The sequence below is a fragment of the Methanoculleus sp. UBA430 genome, from assembly GCF_002506585.1.
Taxonomy (GTDB): Archaea; Halobacteriota; Methanomicrobia; order Methanomicrobiales; family Methanoculleaceae; genus Methanoculleus.
This window is the reverse complement of record NZ_DAXW01000003.1, coordinates 357,265-375,632: the sequence shown is the minus strand read 5'-3', so window position 1 is coordinate 375,632 and position 18,368 is coordinate 357,265. Positions and strand designations below refer to the sequence as shown.

General features: G+C 65.4%; 17 protein-coding genes. 10 read left to right on the top strand and 7 right to left on the bottom strand.

The genetic code is table 11. The features are described from left to right. Positions 1-14 precede the first annotated feature (14 nt). Positions 15-1,691: a PAS domain S-box protein gene (locus BRA49_RS03635; protein WP_292383558.1), complete on the bottom strand. Its 1,677-nt coding sequence runs from the start codon at positions 1,689-1,691 to the stop codon at positions 15-17. A 494-nt stretch (positions 1,692-2,185) separates the two neighbouring features. Between BRA49_RS03635 and BRA49_RS03630 the strand changes: the two genes are divergently transcribed. Genes BRA49_RS03630 through BRA49_RS03620 form a run of 3 tightly spaced genes read left to right on the top strand, consistent with a single transcriptional unit; the run spans position 2,186 to position 4,344 of the window. Next, complete coding sequence (locus tag BRA49_RS03630; RefSeq protein ID WP_292383555.1) at positions 2,186-2,542, top strand: STAS domain-containing protein; 357 nt, start codon at positions 2,186-2,188, stop codon at positions 2,540-2,542. A gap of 24 nt (positions 2,543-2,566) precedes the next feature. Further along, positions 2,567-3,934 (top strand): PP2C family protein-serine/threonine phosphatase, encoded by a 1,368-nt coding sequence (locus tag BRA49_RS03625; protein WP_292383552.1) that lies wholly within the window; start codon positions 2,567-2,569, stop codon positions 3,932-3,934. Then, positions 3,934-4,344 (top strand): ATP-binding protein, encoded by a 411-nt coding sequence (locus BRA49_RS03620; protein ID WP_292383550.1) that lies wholly within the window; start codon positions 3,934-3,936, stop codon positions 4,342-4,344. The genes BRA49_RS03625 and BRA49_RS03620 overlap by 1 nt, the downstream gene beginning before the upstream one ends. Here the strand turns inward: BRA49_RS03620 and BRA49_RS03615 are convergent. Then, positions 4,336-5,175 (bottom strand): nucleoside 2-deoxyribosyltransferase, encoded by an 840-nt coding sequence (locus BRA49_RS03615; RefSeq protein WP_292383547.1) that lies wholly within the window; start codon positions 5,173-5,175, stop codon positions 4,336-4,338. The genes BRA49_RS03620 and BRA49_RS03615 overlap by 9 nt on opposite strands. 35 nt (positions 5,176-5,210) lie before the next feature. Here BRA49_RS03615 and BRA49_RS03610 point away from each other — a divergent pair, with 35 nt between their 5' ends. The 3 genes from BRA49_RS03610 to larC all read left to right on the top strand — a co-directional run bounded on the left by BRA49_RS03610 (position 5,211) and on the right by larC (position 9,001). After that, a complete protein-coding gene (locus BRA49_RS03610; protein ID WP_292383544.1) occupies positions 5,211-5,702 on the top strand; it encodes a DUF367 family protein in 492 nt (163 codons plus the stop codon). A 151-nt stretch (positions 5,703-5,853) separates the two neighbouring features. Beyond that, complete coding sequence (locus BRA49_RS03605; protein ID WP_292383541.1) at positions 5,854-7,695, top strand: hypothetical protein; 1,842 nt, start codon at positions 5,854-5,856, stop codon at positions 7,693-7,695. 16 nt (positions 7,696-7,711) lie between these two features. After that, positions 7,712-9,001, top strand: a complete 1,290-nt coding sequence (gene larC, locus BRA49_RS03600; protein ID WP_292383539.1) for a nickel pincer cofactor biosynthesis protein LarC — start codon at positions 7,712-7,714, stop codon at positions 8,999-9,001. Positions 9,002-9,268: 267 nt separating this feature from the next. Here larC and BRA49_RS03595 read toward each other — a convergent pair whose 3' ends face one another. Then, complete coding sequence (locus tag BRA49_RS03595) at positions 9,269-9,961, bottom strand: DUF72 domain-containing protein (RefSeq protein WP_292383535.1); 693 nt, start codon at positions 9,959-9,961, stop codon at positions 9,269-9,271. 179 nt (positions 9,962-10,140) lie between these two features. On the opposite strand from BRA49_RS03595, the gene BRA49_RS03590 reads away from it, so the two are divergent. Continuing rightward, on the top strand, positions 10,141-11,793 hold the full coding sequence (locus BRA49_RS03590) for a cache domain-containing protein (protein WP_292383532.1): 1,653 nt from the start codon (positions 10,141-10,143) through the stop codon (positions 11,791-11,793). Positions 11,794-11,807: 14 nt separating this feature from the next. Here BRA49_RS03590 and BRA49_RS03585 read toward each other — a convergent pair whose 3' ends face one another. Next, positions 11,808-12,545 (bottom strand): SAM-dependent methyltransferase, encoded by a 738-nt coding sequence (locus BRA49_RS03585; protein WP_292383530.1) that lies wholly within the window; start codon positions 12,543-12,545, stop codon positions 11,808-11,810. 195 nt (positions 12,546-12,740) lie between these two features. On the opposite strand from BRA49_RS03585, the gene BRA49_RS03580 reads away from it, so the two are divergent. From BRA49_RS03580 to BRA49_RS03570, 3 genes are all read left to right on the top strand, one after another. Continuing rightward, the gene (locus tag BRA49_RS03580) at positions 12,741-14,624 is read left to right on the top strand and encodes a PAS domain-containing protein (protein ID WP_292383528.1); all 1,884 of its coding nucleotides are present in this window, start codon (positions 12,741-12,743) and stop codon (positions 14,622-14,624) included. Between the two features lie 304 nt (positions 14,625-14,928). Next, the gene (locus BRA49_RS03575; protein ID WP_292383525.1) at positions 14,929-15,429 is read left to right on the top strand and encodes a HEAT repeat domain-containing protein; all 501 of its coding nucleotides are present in this window, start codon (positions 14,929-14,931) and stop codon (positions 15,427-15,429) included. 89 nt (positions 15,430-15,518) lie between these two features. Then, entirely contained in the window at positions 15,519-16,157 is a 639-nt protein-coding gene (locus tag BRA49_RS03570; RefSeq protein WP_292383523.1) for a hypothetical protein, read from the top strand. On the opposite strand, the gene BRA49_RS03565 is transcribed toward BRA49_RS03570, so the two are convergent. From BRA49_RS03565 to BRA49_RS03555, 3 genes are all read right to left on the bottom strand, one after another. Continuing rightward, entirely contained in the window at positions 16,154-16,732 is a 579-nt protein-coding gene (locus tag BRA49_RS03565; RefSeq protein ID WP_292383522.1) for a hypothetical protein, read from the bottom strand. The genes BRA49_RS03570 and BRA49_RS03565 overlap by 4 nt on opposite strands. 5 nt (positions 16,733-16,737) lie before the next feature. Continuing rightward, positions 16,738-17,697 (bottom strand): hypothetical protein, encoded by a 960-nt coding sequence (locus BRA49_RS03560; protein ID WP_292383520.1) that lies wholly within the window; start codon positions 17,695-17,697, stop codon positions 16,738-16,740. Between the two features lie 115 nt (positions 17,698-17,812). Then, complete coding sequence (locus BRA49_RS03555; RefSeq protein ID WP_292383519.1) at positions 17,813-18,340, bottom strand: GNAT family N-acetyltransferase; 528 nt, start codon at positions 18,338-18,340, stop codon at positions 17,813-17,815. Between the last annotated feature and the right edge of the window lie 28 nt (positions 18,341-18,368).

The window sequence follows — 18,368 nt, the reverse complement described above, 5'->3', positions numbered from 1 at the left end:
GGGTTCCGCCCCGGCTACTCCCCGACCACCTCGCCGGAACTCACCATCGCCACGACCTTCCCGTCGGTATCCCGGAGGAGGGCGTTGTGCCAGAGGATTGAACGCTCTCGACCTTCCCGGGTGACGACCGGGCTCTCCTCGAAGGCAGGAGGCTCGATCTCCCCGGCCGCGAGGCGGACGAAGTTCCGGGTGAGCCGGTCCCGCAGGCGCTCCGGGACGACCGTCGCAAACCAGTTCTTTCCGGCCAGATCTTCTCCAGCATACCCCAGGATCTCGCTTCCCTTCCGGTTGACAAGGTCGATGGAGCCGTCCGCCCCGATCACCGCGATCATCACGCCGGCCGCGTCGAGGTAACCCTGTGCCCGGTCGCGCTCGGCGACCAGGAGGTCCTCGGCGGCCGCACGGTCGGTGATATCCTCGGCGATCCCGAGCATGTACCTGAGCATGCCCCGGGAGTTGAAGACCGGGATCTTCTTCATGGAGATGCTCGCCCCCGTCGGGAGGTGGACCTTCCGCTCAAGCGCGGCCGACCGTTCCAGCATCTCCCGGTCGCCGTCGGCGAAGAAACCTGCCATCTCCGGCGGGAAGAGGTCGGCGGCCCGTTTTCCCGTCATCTCCTCCTGGGTCATACCAAGGAAGATCTCGGCGGCACGGTTCGCGAAGACAAATGTGTTCCCCTCCACCTCCCGGACGAAGACCATGCTCGGGACGTTGTTGACCACCGAGTAGAGGAACGACTTCCACTGGGCCACCCGCTTTGTGGCGCGCACCCGTTCGGTGACGTCGCGGCAGACCACCCGGTAGCCGGTGAAGTCGCCTATCATGTCGTAGACCGGCGTCCCGCTCACGTCAAAGACGACATGGCTCCCGTCCCGGTGGTGCATCGTCCACTCGAAGGCGACTTTCGGCTCCGGGTCGGCGAAGAGCGCGGCAAACCGGGCCCGGACCGATTCGGCCTTCTCCGGATTCATGAAGTCGCAGGGTGTCTTTCCAAGCATCTCCTCGGGGGCGTAGCCGAGGATATCCCGGCTTTTTGGGCTGACGTAGGTGAACGTGCAGGTCTCGTCGACGTTCAGGATCAGGTCGTTGATGTTCTCGACGAGGCTCCGGAAGAGCATCTCGCTCTCGCGCAGGGCCTCTTCCGCACGGCGGCCCTCGGTGATATCCTCGAGGATGATGGTGACGCCCGGCGCGCCGTCGTTAAAGACGGTCGGCAGGAACTTGATCCGGAAGAAGAGCTCGGCGTCGTGCCGCAGAAACCGGAGTTCTTCTGTGACCTCGCGGCCGTTCAAGGCGTCGGTGATCCGACTCCGTATCAGCGGGTGGTCGAACGCGGCGAGCGGCGACTCTTCGATGCTGTTCCCGAGGACGGCGTCGCGCTCTCTCCCCGCGAACGCGCAGACGGCATCGTTTGCCTGGACGATCCGGCGCTCACGGTCGAGCACCAGCACGAGATCCGAGGAGAAATTGAGCATGGCGGCGATCGGGACCCTTTGCGAGAGGTAGAAGACCTTGGCCTTTCCGTAGGTCTCCATCTCCACCCGGCCCGAGACGAGGAGGATGTCGAGGTACCGGGAGACGGTATTCCGGTTGATACCGACCGCGGCAGCTAGATCGGAGACCGACATGCCCCGCGGATGCTCTTTTAGCGTGCTGAGCAGGAGAGAGAGTGCATCGGTAGTGCGATCCATGTGCGAATAGAGTTCGGCACCGGGGGATATAGTGTTTTGCAGTGTCGTGTGCTATGATGCCGCACGCAATGCCGCACCTCAATGCCAGGCATTAAGAATAAACTATAAATAGAAGATAATTCAACGTATGATCCCCCAGAGTCGGAGAACCTCTCCGGCAACCCGGACCACACAGGCACAGGTGGCTCGGACCGGCACAAGATCGGCTGGGATGGGTGAACGGAACATTCACCACGCTGGTTGCATCAACGTCAAGGCTAACGTCCTCGCCGGGGAGTACTGCCCCGGGATAAACCAGAACACACCTCTCTAACCTCATACCGGCACGGTAGATGAGGGGGCCGGGCGGGTGGCACAACCGCCCCGGGTTCTCCCGCAGACACCGCATGGTTATCACACACCCGACAATATACCCTCTTTTTTTGCTGATCCGGCGGAGAAGTCCCCGGGCTGGAAAGCAACATCTATCTCGCATTAGATCGTAACTTCACGCAATGAGCGATCGTGTTGAGATCCTCGAGAGAAGAGCGGGCGGCGTCGATATCATCACGGTGAAGGGAAGGCTCGACGCAGGTTCTTCGGAGAGGGTGGAAGAACGTATAAACCATCTGCTGGACGCCGGGGGAAGAAGCCTCCTCGTCAGCCTCTGCGACCTCGACTATATCAGCAGCTCCGGCCTCCGGGTGCTGCTCGCCACGCTGAAGCGGTTGAAGCGAGACGGCGGAGCGCTCAGGATAGCCTGTGCGCAGCCGCAGATCCTCGAGGTCTTCACCATGGCAGGGTTTCACCGGATCTTCTCCATCTTCCCCGACGAAGCGGCGGCGCTCGATGAGTTCGCGGCGGGACCCTGAGCGGCACCCCGGGCGGTAACCAGCATGGCGCTCTCCGGCTTCAATGATATGTTCTTCGTGCTCCTGCAGATGATCTGTGTCATCGTGGTAGCCGCCTACCTGATCTCCCGGACGGCATCGTTCACCGAGGTCCTCGAGAGACGCGTCACCTGGAAAGGTCAGGCAATCCTCGTCCTCCTCTTCGGGGCGCTCTCCATCTACGGTACCGAGAGCGGCATCACCATCCTCGGCGCCACGGCAAACGTCCGCGACCTCGGTCCCATGGTCGGCGGGCTCGCGTGCGGCCCGGTGGTGGGGCTCGGCGCCGGCCTGATCGGCGCCGCGTACCGCTTCTCCCTCGGCGGGTTCACCGCCCTCCCGTGCGCGGCCGCGACCATCCTCGCGGGGCTCTTCGGGGGGCTGATCTTCCTTCTCGTCGGAAAGAAGTTCATCGGGATGCACGGTGCAGTCCTCTTCGCTATCGGGACGGAGGCGTTCCACATGGGGCTCACCCTCGCCATCTGCCGGCCCCTCGAGCAGGCGCTCACCGTCGTCGAGGGGGTGGCTCTTCCGATGATCATCGCGAACGCCACCGGAGTCTTCATCTTCGCGTTCATCATCGCAAACCTGATTACCGAGCGGCAGACGAAGGCGGAGCGGGACTCCTTCCTCTCGGAACTCGAGCGGAAGAAGGCCGAACTCCGGATCGCGCACGATATCCAGATGAGTTTCCTCCCCGAACGGCTGCCGGAGGTTCCGGGCGTCGACCTCGCCGCCCTTGCCCTCCCGGCAAAGGAGGTCGGCGGCGATTTCTACGACGCGATCCCCCTCCCGGGGAACCGGACCGCCCTGGTTATCGCCGACGTCTCCGGGAAAGGCGTCCCTGCAGCGCTCTTCATGGCGCTCTCGCGGACGGTGATGCGGGCGAACACCCTGGTGCCGCGGAGCGCCCGCGAGGCCGTCAGCGAGGCCAACGCCCTCATCGCCGCGGATGCAAAGTCCGGGATGTTCGTCACCCTCTTCTACGGGGTCGTCGACCCGGGCGTAAAGACACTCACTTACGTCAACGCGGGGCATAACCCGCCCTTCCTCTTCCGGGCAGGCGGCGGCCGGCCCGTGGAGCTGAAGGGGACCGGGATCATCCTCGGGGTCATGCCGGAGGCCGAGTACGGCGAGGAGACCGTCACCCTTGCGAGCGGCGACCTCCTCGTCTGCTATACCGACGGCGTCACCGAGGCGATCAATCCAAACGAAGAGCAGTTCGGGGAAAGAAGGTTGATCGAGACGATCATGGGCTGCCGCGACCTCCCCGCCGGGGAGGTCATCGACCGGATCCTTGAAGCGGTCACGCAGTTCTCGGGCGATGAGCCGCAGTTCGACGACCAGACGCTCATCGTCATGCGGGTGGCGTGATGGCGGAACTGACCGTGCGGGCCAAACTCCCGGCGCTCGCGGCGATCGCCGACTTCCTCGAGGAGACCCTTGCTGAGAGCGGCGACGAGATGGTCTTCGCGGTCCAGCTCGCCGTGGACGAGGCCTGCAGCAACACCATCCTCTACGGGTATCCCGACGGGGAGGCCGGGACGATCACGGTCACCTGCACCGTGGACGACGACGTCGTCTCGGTGATCATCACTGATGACGGCGTCGCGTTCGACCCCCTCTCCGCCCCGCCGCCACTCCTCGACATCCCCGCCGAAGAACGGCCGATCGGGGGGCTCGGGGTCCACTTCATCCGGACGGTGATGGACAGTGTCTCGTATGCCAGGACCGGCGACAGAAACGTCCTCTCGATGGAAAAGCGGCGGGCCGGATCATCCTGACGCCGGGAGGAGCGAGCCGAGCGCCCGGGGGAGATCCTCTTTTGCCGTGACGACCGCGGCCGACTCCTCGAGCATCAGGTTGACCAGTTCGTGGTGCCCGGCGATCCGGAAGTCGGTCCTGAGGGCGACGACCTTTTTTCCGAGGGCGTAGGCATACCCCATCTCCCACGATGTCCCGGAATCCGCGTCCGCGCCGTCGATGACCGCGACGACGATATCGGTCTCCTCGAGCGCCCGGAGGTGCCGCGCAAAGATGGTCCCGTTCTCCTCCCGGCACCGGGTGTGGCTCGTATCCCCCACCTCCTGGGGGAGGTAGACGTCGAAGAGGTGCGCTTCGAGGAGGTCGCGGAGGACGAGGTTGTAGGCCTGCTCCGCTTCCGTAAAGAGCGGGCCTGCGAGGTAGACCCGGTAGCGGGAGAACTCCTTCACGTCGACCGCCGGGATATCCGGGAACCGGGCGAGGAACGCTCCCCGGCCCGGCTGTTTTTCGGACGAGCGGTAGGTCGCCGTCACCCCGCAGGCCGGGGAGGAGTCCACCCCGACGATGGCGATGGGCGGCTCGCCGCGCTCCCTTATCGCGGCGCGGACCTCCGCTTCGAGCCGGTCGAGCAGTGCGGCGAACTCCGGGGTCGCGAGCCGGTTGAGGAATGAGCCCGGTTCCCGGTCGGCGCCGAGGTAGATCGTCTCCGGGCAGGGGAGCGGGACCATCTCGATCGAGAAGCGCCGGCAGCGTTCTACGGCCCGGGAAAAGCAGTCCAGGTCCTCATCGGTCGTTATTCCGCGGGCACGGCACGCGGGGTTCTGGATACAGGGCGCGACGAGCACGTACATTGATAGTACCTGGGCGGCGTACCATAACAAGACAGATGATACCGCTCTACGCCTATCGGGACAATACCTGCGACCCCCGGAAGTGCACGATGAAGAAACTCGCACAGCGCGGGATGGTGAGGATCGTCACCGCCGTCGCGAAGATTCCCCGCTCGACCCTCCTCCTCGACCCGACCGCCGAGCAAGCGGTCTCCCCCGCCGACCGGCACCTCCCCTCGATAACGGCGCTCGATTGCTCCTGGGAGGTCCTCGACACCGGGGCCGTTGCCTCCTGGCGCAACCGGCGGGCGCTTCCGTACCTTGTCGCCGCAAACCCCGTGAACTTCGGCCGGCCCCTCAGGCTGACCTCGGTGGAGGCGATGGCCGCGACGCTCTACATCCTCGGTGAGAAGGAGCAGGCACGGGAGATCCTTGCTCCGTTCGGGTGGGGGCTGCGGTTCCTCGAGGTGAACGCCGATCCGCTCGAGGACTACGCGGGGGCAAAGGACAGCGCCGAGGTCGTCGCCCTCCAGGCGCTGTATATGTGATACGCCCCTCCGGATCCGCCGGCCGGGATCCGCCGGCACGCTCTCCTTCTTCGTGTAATGCGACGGCCGGGGATGCAATCCGTCCGCATGGGCGGCACGTTTTTATGCTGATAGCTGTCTGTTGACAGCCAGGGAAGGAGGTTACCGGATCATGGACACCGAACGGGAGAGGGCGCTTCTCGCCGCGGCCCACGCCGCGACGTTCAAGCCCGATTACATGACGAACGACAAGCTGGAGGCGGCGACCCGCGGCCACGGGGCGCTCGTGATCCCGGCGTTCGCCGCGGCGAACTCGCTTGCTGAGGATATCTTCTGCACCATCGGCGCACCGGAGATGCACCTGATGAACATGACGGTGGTCGATGCTTCGGCCCCCCACCTGCCACTCGATACGGTCATCGGGAAGGCGGTGGGCGAGGCCCGACAGGGCGGGGCGGAACCGGCGAATGCGGCGCTGATCGTCGCGACGCTCGCCTACTTCTCCGGGAGCTGCGCCCGCGCCGGCGTGCCGCTCGGGAACCGGAAACTCGGGGCCATCGCCCGGATGCACGCCGGTGGCGACCGGACAAGCGCCATCGCCCTGACGACAAACAAGTTCACCCACCGGGTCCCGGCATTCCCCGCGTACCTCGCGATCTACGAGGCCCTGATGGATAAGAAACTGACCCGCCTCGATGGGGCGGTCCTGCCGCCCTTCGTCGCCGGTGGGGGCGTCATGGGCCACGCCGCCCTCGGCGAGGATTACAACATCCCCGAACTTGCCCGGAACGCCGCGAAGGTCGGGACCGAAGCGATGATGCGGAGCATGGAGGGTGCCGGGACGACCCCCTACCCCCTCTGGCCGGCCCTGATCGCCTCGGCGGTGACGATGGAGCTCGTCCACCCCGACGCCCTGCTCGGTGAGGAGTTCGGGAAGTTCGGTGAGATCGACTCGGCCTACCTCGCCGGGAAAGGGGCCGTCGAGGCGGCGAACCTCCCGGAGAAGATCCACATGCGGGGGACCGGAGAGGAGTTCGACACCGCCCGGATTGTCGGCGACTTCGGGCTGATCTTAAAGGACGTCGGCGGGCCGTCGGTGATCGGGTCGATGGTCACAAACGAGCTCTTCGCCGGGTTCCAGGAATCCGCCGTCATCGGGGCCGGGTTCTCCGGCGGGCCGGTGAACGTCCCCCTCGGCCACCTCGCCGGCGACATCCTGCCGGCGCTCCGGCTGCTGCTCGCGAACGGCGGCGACGTGGAGCGAACCGCGGCGGCGATCCGGGACTACAAGATGCAGTCCTTCATCGACCCGGAGCTCGCCCTCTGCGCCTTAAACACCATCGTCAGGAAGGCAGAAGTCGTGAACCGCGGTTCGGTCTCGGAAGCATGCATCCGGGCGAGCGAGGCGGTGCGGGACCGGGCGATCTACCGGCGGGCGGTGAAGGTCTACGAGATGCTCAAAGCGGGCAGATCCCTGGAAGATGCCGCAGGGGCCCTCGACGACGAGCGGAGAGCCCTCGTCGAGCGCCGGGGGTCGGCGGCCCTCTCCGGGTTCACCGGGAAGACGATCGAGTTCCGGTTTACGGAGATCGCACCCCAGGCTCGGAGGACCGATCCCTTCACCGCGAAGTACTGGGGGTTCGACGCGAAGGTCTCCTTCGATATCGCCATCGACGGGAAGGACTACCATATCGAGAACCTCACCGCCCGCGTGGTCCCCGGCTACGCCCTCGAGGGGAAGGGCCGGGACGACCCCAACATGGGCACCGCGATCTTCGTCGGGGCCGTCCTCGCGCAGGAGATGCAGTACATCGGGCACACTATCATCAACATGACCGTGCCCGCTGCCGTTGCGGCCGCGCTCGGCACCGACCCGGCCGAGGCGGCGAAGAAGGCCGCGAAGGGGGCATACCTGACGAACGCCATCCCCGGCGGCCGCGAGACGGCGGCACGGGTGGCGGCACTGGCGGGAGCGATCTCTGCGAGCCTCGGTACGCCGGAAGAGGGGGCGTAAGGATCCTCCCGGAAGTATGAAGATCCTCGTCATCGACCCGAAGTGCGCCGGGATAGCAGGGGATATGCTCCTTGCCTCCCTCATCGACCTCACCGGGGGGCGAGAGGCGCTTGACCCTCTCGCGGAAGCCATCCGGAGTCTCGATACCTGCCGGGAGTTCCGCTACCGGGTGGAGAAGGTGGATGCCGGCGGGCTCGCGGCGACCCGCCTCGCGATCGAGGTCGAGGAGACGGGCGCAAAGGACGGCGGCCATCTGCGGGAAGCTGCCGCTCTAGCCGCCGATGCGGCAGGCCTCTCCGCAGGAGCGCGTTCCCGGGCGCTTGAGGTCCTCGACGATCTCGCAGCCGTCGAGGCGCACCTTCACCAATCGGGTTTTTGCCGCCACGCGATCGCCTCGGTAGACACGATCTTTTTCGTCGTCGGGGCGATGATGCTCCTCGACCGGGCGGGATTCCTCGAGGGAACGATCGTCGCCACACCCCCGGTGCTCGGCGGCGGAACCATCCATACGGAGCACGGTGATATCCCCGTGCCCGCGCCGGCAACGCTCGAGATCCTCGCCCGGCACCGGTTTCCTTTCGCCTCTGCGCCCGTCGACGTGGAGCTGACCACGCCGACCGGGGCGGCCCTGCTCGCCCACCTTGCAGAGCACGCCGTGAACCCCTACCCGGCCATGACCCCCATCCGGGTCGGCTACGGCACCGGCACCCGGACCGTTCCGGGACGGCCCGACCTGCTCCGGGTGGTGGAGGGAGAGACCCTCCCCGGAGGGGAGGACCGGATGGTCATGCTCGAGACGAACCTCGACGATGTCTCAGGCGAGGCGATCGGCTACGCGGTCGAACGTCTCTTTGCGGAGGGGGCGGTGGACGTCTTCGTCACCCCCGCGTTCGGGAAGAAGAACCGGCCGGTCAGTGTCGTCTCGGTGATGGCGGCGGCAGCGGTGGAGGACCGCCTGGTACGGGTCCTGATGGAGGAGACCGGGACGCTCGGTGTCCGGGTGCACGAGTTCCGGAAAGTGGTCGCGGACCGGCACAGGGAGGAACTTCTGGTCAGCCTTGGCGGCAGGGAGTACCCTATCCGGGTGAAGACCTCGACCGTGAACGGCAGCCTGATCGCGGAGAAACCCGAGTACGAAGATCTCGCGGCGATTGCACGGGATCAGGCCCTCCCCCTCCGCTTCGTGAACGACGAGGTCAGGCTGTACCTGTCTCGAAGAAGAGAGCGCACCGCGCCAGAAGGTGGTGCGGGGGGTGAATACCCACCCGACCGCCGAAACGTGCTGAACGCCGCACGCGACGAGTGAGTGCAGACACCTTCCTACAGGAAGTGTCCCACTCGCGTTTACAGTTCTCTCATGTCACCGGGGTAATAGTTCCCCAAGCTATTAGATGACGCACTCGATATTTATACGATTCTATTTCGTATCGCCCGCAAACCTCTTTTTTGCCGTAATTATCCGAAAGCCTTTAGAATGGCCCTGCGTTTTCGGAACAGTTCTTGCATCAGTTCCGGGGATGGTGAAATAAACCATAAATTTGCAGAATATCATAGAAATAATCGTTCTTTGCCGTCAGCCGCCGGGCTTACGCTCGAAGAAGCGCGCCATCTGCCTCGCATCATCGAGCATGGTATGATCGTTGTTGAAGAAGACATACGCCCGTTTCGGACCGATGGCAACGATCCTATCCCGGATTGCGGCGAGTTCGCCGCCCGTATAGTCGTGCCGGTACCAGCCCTCCCGCCCGTGCATCCGGAGGTAGACGGCATCAGCGGGGAATATACGCTCCCTGAAGTCCGGGGAGTCGACCGAGACCAGGACCGCCGCTTCCTGCAGTCGCCGGCACGCCTCGTCGTCACCGAGCACCGTGGGGTTCCGGACCTCCACGGCACACCGCGCTCCGAGATCGACCGCCCTGATAAACGTGATGAGGCGGTCGAGGTCCGCGAACGCCGGCGGGGCCTGAAACAGGTAGAAATCGATGAGGTCGTCGAGGGGATGGAATCTCTCGCGGAACCGCTCCCAGACAGGGATCGCTTTCTCGTTGAACCGGTGCCGGTGGGTGACCGACCGGTTCACCTTGACGCTCCACCGCAGCCCCGATCCCGCACGGGCCCACGCGAAGACGGTCTTCTCCGACGGGAACCCATAGAAACTCGCGTTCAGCTCGACAGCGTCGAGACCCGACTGCTCCACGAACCACGCGAGGCTGCCGCCCCGGTTCCACGCGTACGCCCATCCGCTCGTGCCGACATGGACCTCCATGCGGTGAGTGCCGGCGGGCAAGCCCGATAATGTTTGGGATCGCCGGGCTGCAGGCGGGTTTACGCCCGAGATCACGCACACTGCCCGATGGCGTCATCCGGTCGTCGTCACGCCTCGTTCTGTCGAACTACCCGTTAGCAATGTATACCATTTAATAATACGGCCTGATAATTTCGATTATGCGCGTAACTCCACTAATCGTCATCCTTCTCATCGCCGTCACGGTGCTCGGAGCAGGCTGTATGGAAGGGGGTCAACCTCCTCTGCAGGCGACAGAGGAGGCTGTCCTCCAGGATGCCGTCTCGGGAATAAACCACGAACTTGAAACGGTCAGGGCCTCAATCGCCGAGAGCGCCCGGGTCCTCGGCGAGACCGGGCTCGCGAGCACCGCCGGGAAAGAGGCGGTGCGGCAGACAATGCTGGACCACCCCTGGACGGAGTCGACCCTGGTGATAACAAAAGACGGTATCGTGGCTATGGCCGTGCCCGACAACTATGCGGGACTTGTGAACGTGAGCCTCACGGCTCATCCCGTGACGCAGAAGACGATCCGGGAGCAGGTGCCGAGCGTCAGCGAGGTCTTCCCCCTGGAGGAAGGGTTCTCCGGGGTCGCCCAGAGCTACCCGGTCTTCGGGCCGGAATACCTGGGCTCCGTGAGCATCGCATACCGGCCCGACGCCCTCATCGGGCGGGTGGTCGAGCCCCTGACGAACGGCACCCCGTACGATGTCTGGGTGACGCAGACCGACGGTACGGTGATCTATGACACGACCCCCGAGGAGATCGGGCGCAACCTCTTCTCGGACCCGGGCTACCAGTCTCCGGGGCTCCAGGAGGCGTTTTCCCGGATCGTTGCCGAACCATCCGGATCTCTTGAGTACTCGTTCCGGGATCGGAACTGGGAGCGGAACGTGACCAAAGAGACGATCTGGGGTACCGCCGGGATCGACGGGGCCGAATGGCGGGTCGTCGTCACGAGGAATCTCGACGCAGGGGAGCGGCAGGTCGCACCGGCAGGCGGTCGGCCGCCGGCGGCCGACGCGGCCGATGAGATGAAGGCCTTCGTCGCCGGGGCTGCGGCATATGCACGGGAGCACGGCCGCACTGACGCGCTCGCCGCGTTCAACGACCCGGACGGCGAGTTCGTCCGGGATGAACTCTACATCTTCGCCTACGACGTGAACGGCACCGTCCTTGCCCTTCCCTTCCAGCAGGGGTTCGTCGGCACGGACCGGAGCGGCGTGCACGACTCGGGCGGCGTGGCCTACATCGCCGGCATGAGCCGGCTTGCGGCGGAAGGCGGCGGCAGCATCTACTATCTCTACCCGAACCCGGCGAGGGGGTATGCCGAAGAACTCAAACTCGGCTACGTCCTCCCCGTGGACGAGACCTGGTTCGTCGGATCGGGCATCTACATCCCGGATGCCGGGACCACGTTCAACACGAGCGTCAGGGAGACGCTCGTGCAGCGGGTGAAGGCCGCAAGGGACTATGCGCAGGAACAGGGAAGGGAGGCGGCATGCGCCGCGTTCAACGACCTATCCGGGGAGTTTGCCGACGGCGGGGCGTATATCTTCGCCTACGGGACGGATGGGACGACGCTCGCCCTCCCCTACCAGCCCGAATTTCTCGGGAAGAACCGCCTCGACTTCGAGGACCGGTACGGCGTCCGGGTGATCCTGCTTGAGAGCGCCGCCGCAGAGGCCGGGGGCGGGTTCGTCTACGTGACCTACTACAACCCGGATACCGGGGTCGACGGGCTCAAACTCTGCTACGTCGCTCCGGTGGACACCGAGTGGTTCGTCGGCTCCGGCGTATACGCCGGGGCATAACCCCTTTTTTTGGCTCACCAGAAGCCGGGCACCATGACGTACATCGCCCAGTCCATGTACTCCCGGCCGTAGCCGAAGTATTCATCCTGGATGCGGTGGAGGTAGTCGGTCATGAAGTCGCGGTCGGGATGGTCGGGATTGTCGCCGAGCCAGGCGAGGACCGCCTGCCAGATCGACGACTCGTAACGGTCCCAGTCTTCGGGACCCGACCGGATGACGGCGGCGAGATCGAGCCCTGCCTCGCGGGCGGTGCCGAGGATCTCGTAGCCGGTCAGGACGTCGGGCCACTCGCGGGCGAACTCCGGCGGAACATGGTCCGACCGCCAGCAGCGGTCGCCGATGACGATCGTCCCCTCCTCGTGGACGAGACCGAGGAGAGCGTCGAGCGTCGCCGCAAACCCTCCCCGGATGTGGGACGCCCCGATCGAGGCGGCGCAGTCGAACGGTTCGTCGGGGACGTAGTCACAGGCGTCCATGCACCGGACGCTGAGGTGGTCGCCAATCCCCGCCGCCCGAAGCGTCTCTTCCGCCCGTCTACAGGCGTCCTGGCGGGACTCGATGCCGAGGCCGGATATCCCGTACTCGCGTCCCCAGAGGGCGAGGATCGTCCCGTTGCCACACCCGGTCTCGACGACACAGGCCCCTTTACGGAGCCCTGCCGCCCGTCCCGCGGCGAGCACCTTCTCGGGGGTGGTGGGGTTCATGATCGCGAGCGCTCCCTGCGATATGCTGACGAGTTCGTTGATCTCCATCTCGGTGGTCCTCCGGGCCTCTCGTACAGGATACGCCTCCCCCTCATAAAGCCCTGCGCACCGCTCCGGCCTTTCGGCAGGCCAACGGCCACCCCGTTCATCGCCGGAGGGGCGCCCGGTCCACCGGGGGCGCAATCCCGGCACAATGAGAAAGACATATATACTAAATTATGGTGGTTAACTATCGGGGGTTATATGCAGCCAGAGCAGGATATCGCGAGAAGAGCCCTGCGGACCCTCAAGTTCCGGCCGAAGGGCATGACCATCACCGAGATCGCAAGGGCCCTCGGTGTAAACCGGAACTCGGTCTCAAAGCACCTCGAGGTGATGCAGGCGGAAGGCCATGTCGAGGCCCGGCTCGTCGGCAACGCCAAGGTCTATGCCGTCGCACAACGCGTACCCCTATCGGCGTTTCTCTGTTTTACGAAGAACCTGATCCTGGTCCTCGATGCCGACCTCACGATCGTCCAGGCAAACGACCAGTGCCTCAGGCGGTTTGGACGTACAAAAGACGAGATCATCGGGCAAAACATCCACGAGACGGCGCTACCCGTCGTCTCCACCCCCGAAGTCCTCACCGTCGTCGAGAACGTCGACCGTGAGCAGGTGATCACCGATATCTGCCACCGGCGGGACGACGGCAGCAAGGCCTTCTACCAGATGCAGGCGATCCCGACGACGTTCGAGAGCGGGGAGAAAGGGTGCACGATCGTGCTTGAGGATATCACCGAGCGGAAACGGTATACCCGGAACATGGCGTTCCTCGCCCGGACGGCGATCGACCTCGTCGATCTCCAGCCGGTCGAGGACATCTACGGCTATACCGTCGGCCGGATGCTGGAACTCGTTCCAGGAGCATATGCCTACATCTTCTCCTACAACGAGGCCGAACATCGGTTCGCCATCCGGGCTGTCACAGGTGAGGGGTTCCGTGAGGGGGTCACGGAACTCCTCGGACGGGATCCCACCGGCCTGGTTCTCCCGGTCGTCCGGATCTTCGAGGCCCCCTATCACCAGACGCCCCTCTCGATGCGCGGCCTCCAGGAGTTCATCCTCCGTCCCGAGCCATCTTCATGGTCGTTCTACGACCTCTGCTTTCGGGCGATCCCGGAAGAGATCTGCGAGGCGATCCTCGAACGGTTCGATATCGAGAGGCTCTGCTGTACGGGGCTGGTCTGGCGGGACCATCTCTACGGGATTGCAGGCTTCCTCCTTCCTCCCGGGAGGGAGGTTGAGAGCCGTGAGACGGTCGAGTCATTCCTCCGGCAGGTCTCGATCGCCATCGCACGGCGCGAGACCGCCGAGCATCTCCGGCTGAGCGAGGCGCGGTTCCGGGGCATGCTCGATTCGTCACCCTTCGGGGTCGCGCTCATCGATCATGACAGGCGGTTCGTCTACATCAACCGCAGGTTCGTCGAGATCTTCGGTTCCGAGCCGGAGATTACGACCACAGCCGCCGAATGGGTCCGGCAGATCTTTCCCGACGATGCTTACCGCCAGGAAGCCATCGATGCCTGGCACACGGACCTTGAACGGTCGGTCCCGGGCCAGGTCAGGCCCCGGACGTTCACCATCCGGGACCGGAACGGGGCGAAGAAGACGGTCCTCTCCCGCGCCGTAACGCTCTGTGACGGGACAGAGTACGTCACCTGCGAGGATATCACCGAAGAGGCGCGGGCCTACCGCCTCCTCGTCGCGGATATCGCCGACCTGCGGCGGCGCGAGCAGCAGATGCTCCTCAAAGACCGGGCGATCGCCTGCACCCGCCGTGCGGTCGCGCTCCTCGACCCGGACGGGGTGGTGACCTACGCGAACGCCGCATACCTCGCCCTCTGGGGTTACCCAACCGCAGAGGGGGTGCAGGGCTCCGACTTCTCCCGGTTCTGGGAGAAACCGGAGGAGATCCGGAAGATCATCCGGACAGTTATCGAGGGCGGGAGCTGGCATGGTGAGGAGATCGGCGTCCGGAACAACGGTGAGAAGTTCCAGGTGGACCTTCTCGGGACACCGATCGTCAGCGAAAACGGCAGGGTGCTCGGCATGATGGCGGCGGCGACTGCCCGAAGGGCAGGAGCCTGAGCACCGGAGGTGCGAGCGGCGACGGCTCGTTAGAGCCGGAGCTCGAGGAAACGCGAAGTGTTTCTGAGCGGCGACTGCCCGCAGGGTGCGACGGACAACGTCCGGAGCATGAGAAGCCGTTAGGCTTCGAGCAGGAGCCTGAGAAAACGCGAAGCGTTTCTGAGCGGCGACGCACCGACCACCCAAAAGAGGTATAAAAACGTATGCCCGGCACTGCCGTTCCGCAGTACTGCACGGCAGATCTGGTTCGTAAAGGCTTATTGTAGTCCCGTGACACCCCGCACCTGTCAGAGGAGGTAAGGAGATGCAGAAGACCATCGAGAGGAGAGAGGCAACGGAGGAGAGCACGGCGGAGGTCCGGGAGCTGATGCATGTGATGCTCAACGCCGACACCTACACCAGCCTGCAGGCCGTCAGCGCCCTCGGGGCCGTCGGGGCGTCGGCGGTCGGGCCGCTGGTGCAGGCCCTGCTCGCCACCGACAGCGACGCACGCTGGACCGTGGCGATGGCGCTCGCCCGCACCGGGGCCGAAGCGGTCGAGCCGCTCATCGGGGTCGTGCTCGTCGCGGACGACGAGATCAAGAACCCGGCAGTCTGGGCGCTCGCCGAGATCGGTGACGCCCGGGCGGTCGATCCGCTCGTCGGCATCCTCCGGACCAGCCGGTCCGAGTGCTGCCGGGCCCTGACCGCCGCAGCCCTGCTGAAACTGGGCGACCCGGCGGGGATCGCCGAGGTCGAAAAGGCGTTCAGCCAGTCGGACGAGGGGTTCCCGGGCCTTGTGATGGAAGCCTTCGAGGGAACGTGAACCGTCCCCTCCCGAAACAACTCTTTTCCTGTCGGCCGGAATGTGACGGATGAGAAACTACTAATAGCGCCATATCCGAAGAGATCAGTATGCAAAGGCGCCTTATCCTGCTCTTCGTCCTCCTCGCGGCTGCCGCCGTCGCCGGCGGGTGCACGGCGCCTGAGGATACCCCGGGTGCCCCGACGCCGCCCCCCGCACCGGCACCCGCAGAGGCCCAGATCGTGGGGGCAGGCCTCCCGGCCCCCACACCGGCCGCGCCCGCCCGGGCGGACACGGTGCCCCGGAGCGTCGGGTTCGTCGACCCGCGGACCTACCATATCCCGGCCCCGACACCCGCGATCACGATGGTGGGGCAGCCGGACGACCTCCGGGTCTCAGAGAGGCTGGTCGGCTACGCGACCGCATCGAGCGACCGCCCTCCCGGCGTCCTCGCCACCGAGACCTATCACATCCCCTTCCCCTACTGGGCCGTCAACGTGACCGCGGTCCCGATGAACGAGCATGCCTGGCTCGCGATCGAGATCTACGAGAAGGGCGACCCCAACCGGGTCGTCCACGCCGTCCGATACTCCCGGCAGGATTTCCCGTACTCGGAGGGAAAGTTCGGCGAGAAGAAGGAGGGGTTCACGATCCTCGAAGGCTACAGGGACTACTATTTCATCACCCGTTCAGGGGCCTTGAAGTCGCTTGAGATCTCCGTCCTGGTCCCGGAGAAGTACCTGGTCTAGGCGGGAGGAACCGTCTCCCCTTCCTCTGCGGCACGGAGCTCGCGCTCGTAGTCCGCCATCGCGGCGGCGTACTCCCCCCATGCCTCATCAGCTCTCGCGAGGTTCTCTTTTGCCGCGGAGTAGGCTTTCGCGTCGTAGGCGCCGGCGGCCGACGACCAGAGGGAGAATGCGCGGACCAGGCTGTCGAGACCCCGGACGTAGGCCGACTGCGCGCCCGCATACGCGATCGGGACCGCATCAGCAGCGACGGCCTGCCGGTGATAGGCCGAGACCCCCTTCCCGTACTCCGCGACGGCCACAAACTCCCGCGTGCGGCCGTCGATCTCACCGAGCGGGAGATGATCCGGGGAGGCGCGCATATACGCCGATATCTTCTCCGAGACCAGGAAGAGATCAGCCTCCGAGGCCGCGACGCGGGCGCCGAAGACCGCAACCTGGCGCTCGTCGGTGTAACCGAGGAAGAGCATCCACCCGATGAATGCAAGGGCTATCACGGCGGCCGCAACCCCGGCGGCGACGAGCGCCCGTCGCCGGTCGATGGCGATCTTCGGGAGACCGGGAAGGGTCAGGTCCATGCCCCTCACACCCCTCCCGCCGGCAGCCGGACCGGGCGGATATGGTACCCGGCAGGCTCGATGATGTAGCGGAGCGGGATGATCTCCGGCGTCCTCGACCTCACGCTCTGGAGCGGCCCGTCCTGGGTATCCCCGATGGGGAACGGCTTTCCCCTGAGGGCCGGAGAGCCGGGCGTGACGTTCTCCGCGACAAAACCCGTCCCTTCGAGATAATAGTAGTGCTTCCCCTCATGCACGAAGTAGCGCGGCGTGTACTTCGCGTAATAGGGGTTGAACCCCTCCATCCGGATCCCGATCGCCATATGGTCCGGGTACCTGAGCAGCACCGCATCATAGTCGAGGACGTCGAGGAGCCCCGCCATGAGGATAGCTGCATCCTCGCAGTCCCCCTTGCCGTCGACGAGCGTCTCGACGGGGTATCTGGGGTACTCGACGCCGCCTTTCACATGCCGGGCATGTCGGGGAAGGACGCCTTCGGTATAGGAGGCCGTGCTGTTGTCGGGCGCATACGGGATCTGCTGGACAAAGAAGACGAGGTTCATCAGCCGGTAGTACTCCTCTTCCGGGTTGGCGGTCGGCGGCGCGATCCGCCCCGCAAGGTCCGCGAGGAACGGCCGGTCGGCATCCGCGAGGGCGTAACGCCCCCAGGCAAGCGCGTCTGCAAAGCGCGGGGTCGCCCGGTGCTCGAGGAAGAGTGCCTCCGGGACCCGGACCTGCGTCGTATGGACACCGCCGTCGATGGCCGTCCAGCGGAACGTCCGGGTATAGACCTCGCCCTCCTCCGGGAAGGGCGTCGCCGTCGGCGCCGGCGTGGGAGGGACGTAGGCGGGTGGTGCCGGGGTCGGCACCGGTCCGGGGGAGACAGAACCTATCGGCTCCCCGAGAAGGGCGGGTTTCACTACGAGGGCGACGACCAGGATCACAAGTCCGCCCGCGAGAACCGGGATAACGTCCTTCCAATCCATCTCCGGGGTCCCGCCGCGTATCGGCAATAGATTATGAGCGGCCGCCCGCTAAAAAGATTGACTCACGATCACTGCCGGTTCTCAAGGCCCGCTTCCCGGACGAGACAGTCACCCTTCATGCCCCCGGATCCTCGTCGCAGACCTCAAACGCCGGAGGGTAGACGACGGTCCCCCCCGGGGTGCCGGGCCGGAGCTCGAGCGCCATGAACGCCTCGTCCGGGACGGGGAACGGCGCCGCAAAACCCTTCTCGTGCGCCGGGGAGAACCCGAACCGGGGGTAGTAATCGGGATGCCCGAGGACGATGACGGCGCCGTAGCCGAGCCGCCGGGACTCGGCGAGCCCGGCGAGGACGAGCGCGGACCCGACCCCCTGCCGCTGGAAGGCGGGGTCCACCGCCACCGGGGCGAGCGCAAGGACCGTGCCGCCGCCGGTCGTCTCCGTGGGAGTGAAGAGGATGTGGCCGACGACCCGGCCGGCCGTCTCCGCGACCAGGGAGAGCGCCGGGACGAACTCCGGCGACTCCCGGAGCACATCGACCAGCCGGGCCTCGTTCTCACGTCCGAACGCACGCCGGACCACGTTGTGGATTGCCGGGTAGTCGTCGCTCGTCTCAGGCCGGATGATCGGCGGAAGGGATGCCATATGCCCGTGTGTACCCCGCTGCCCTATC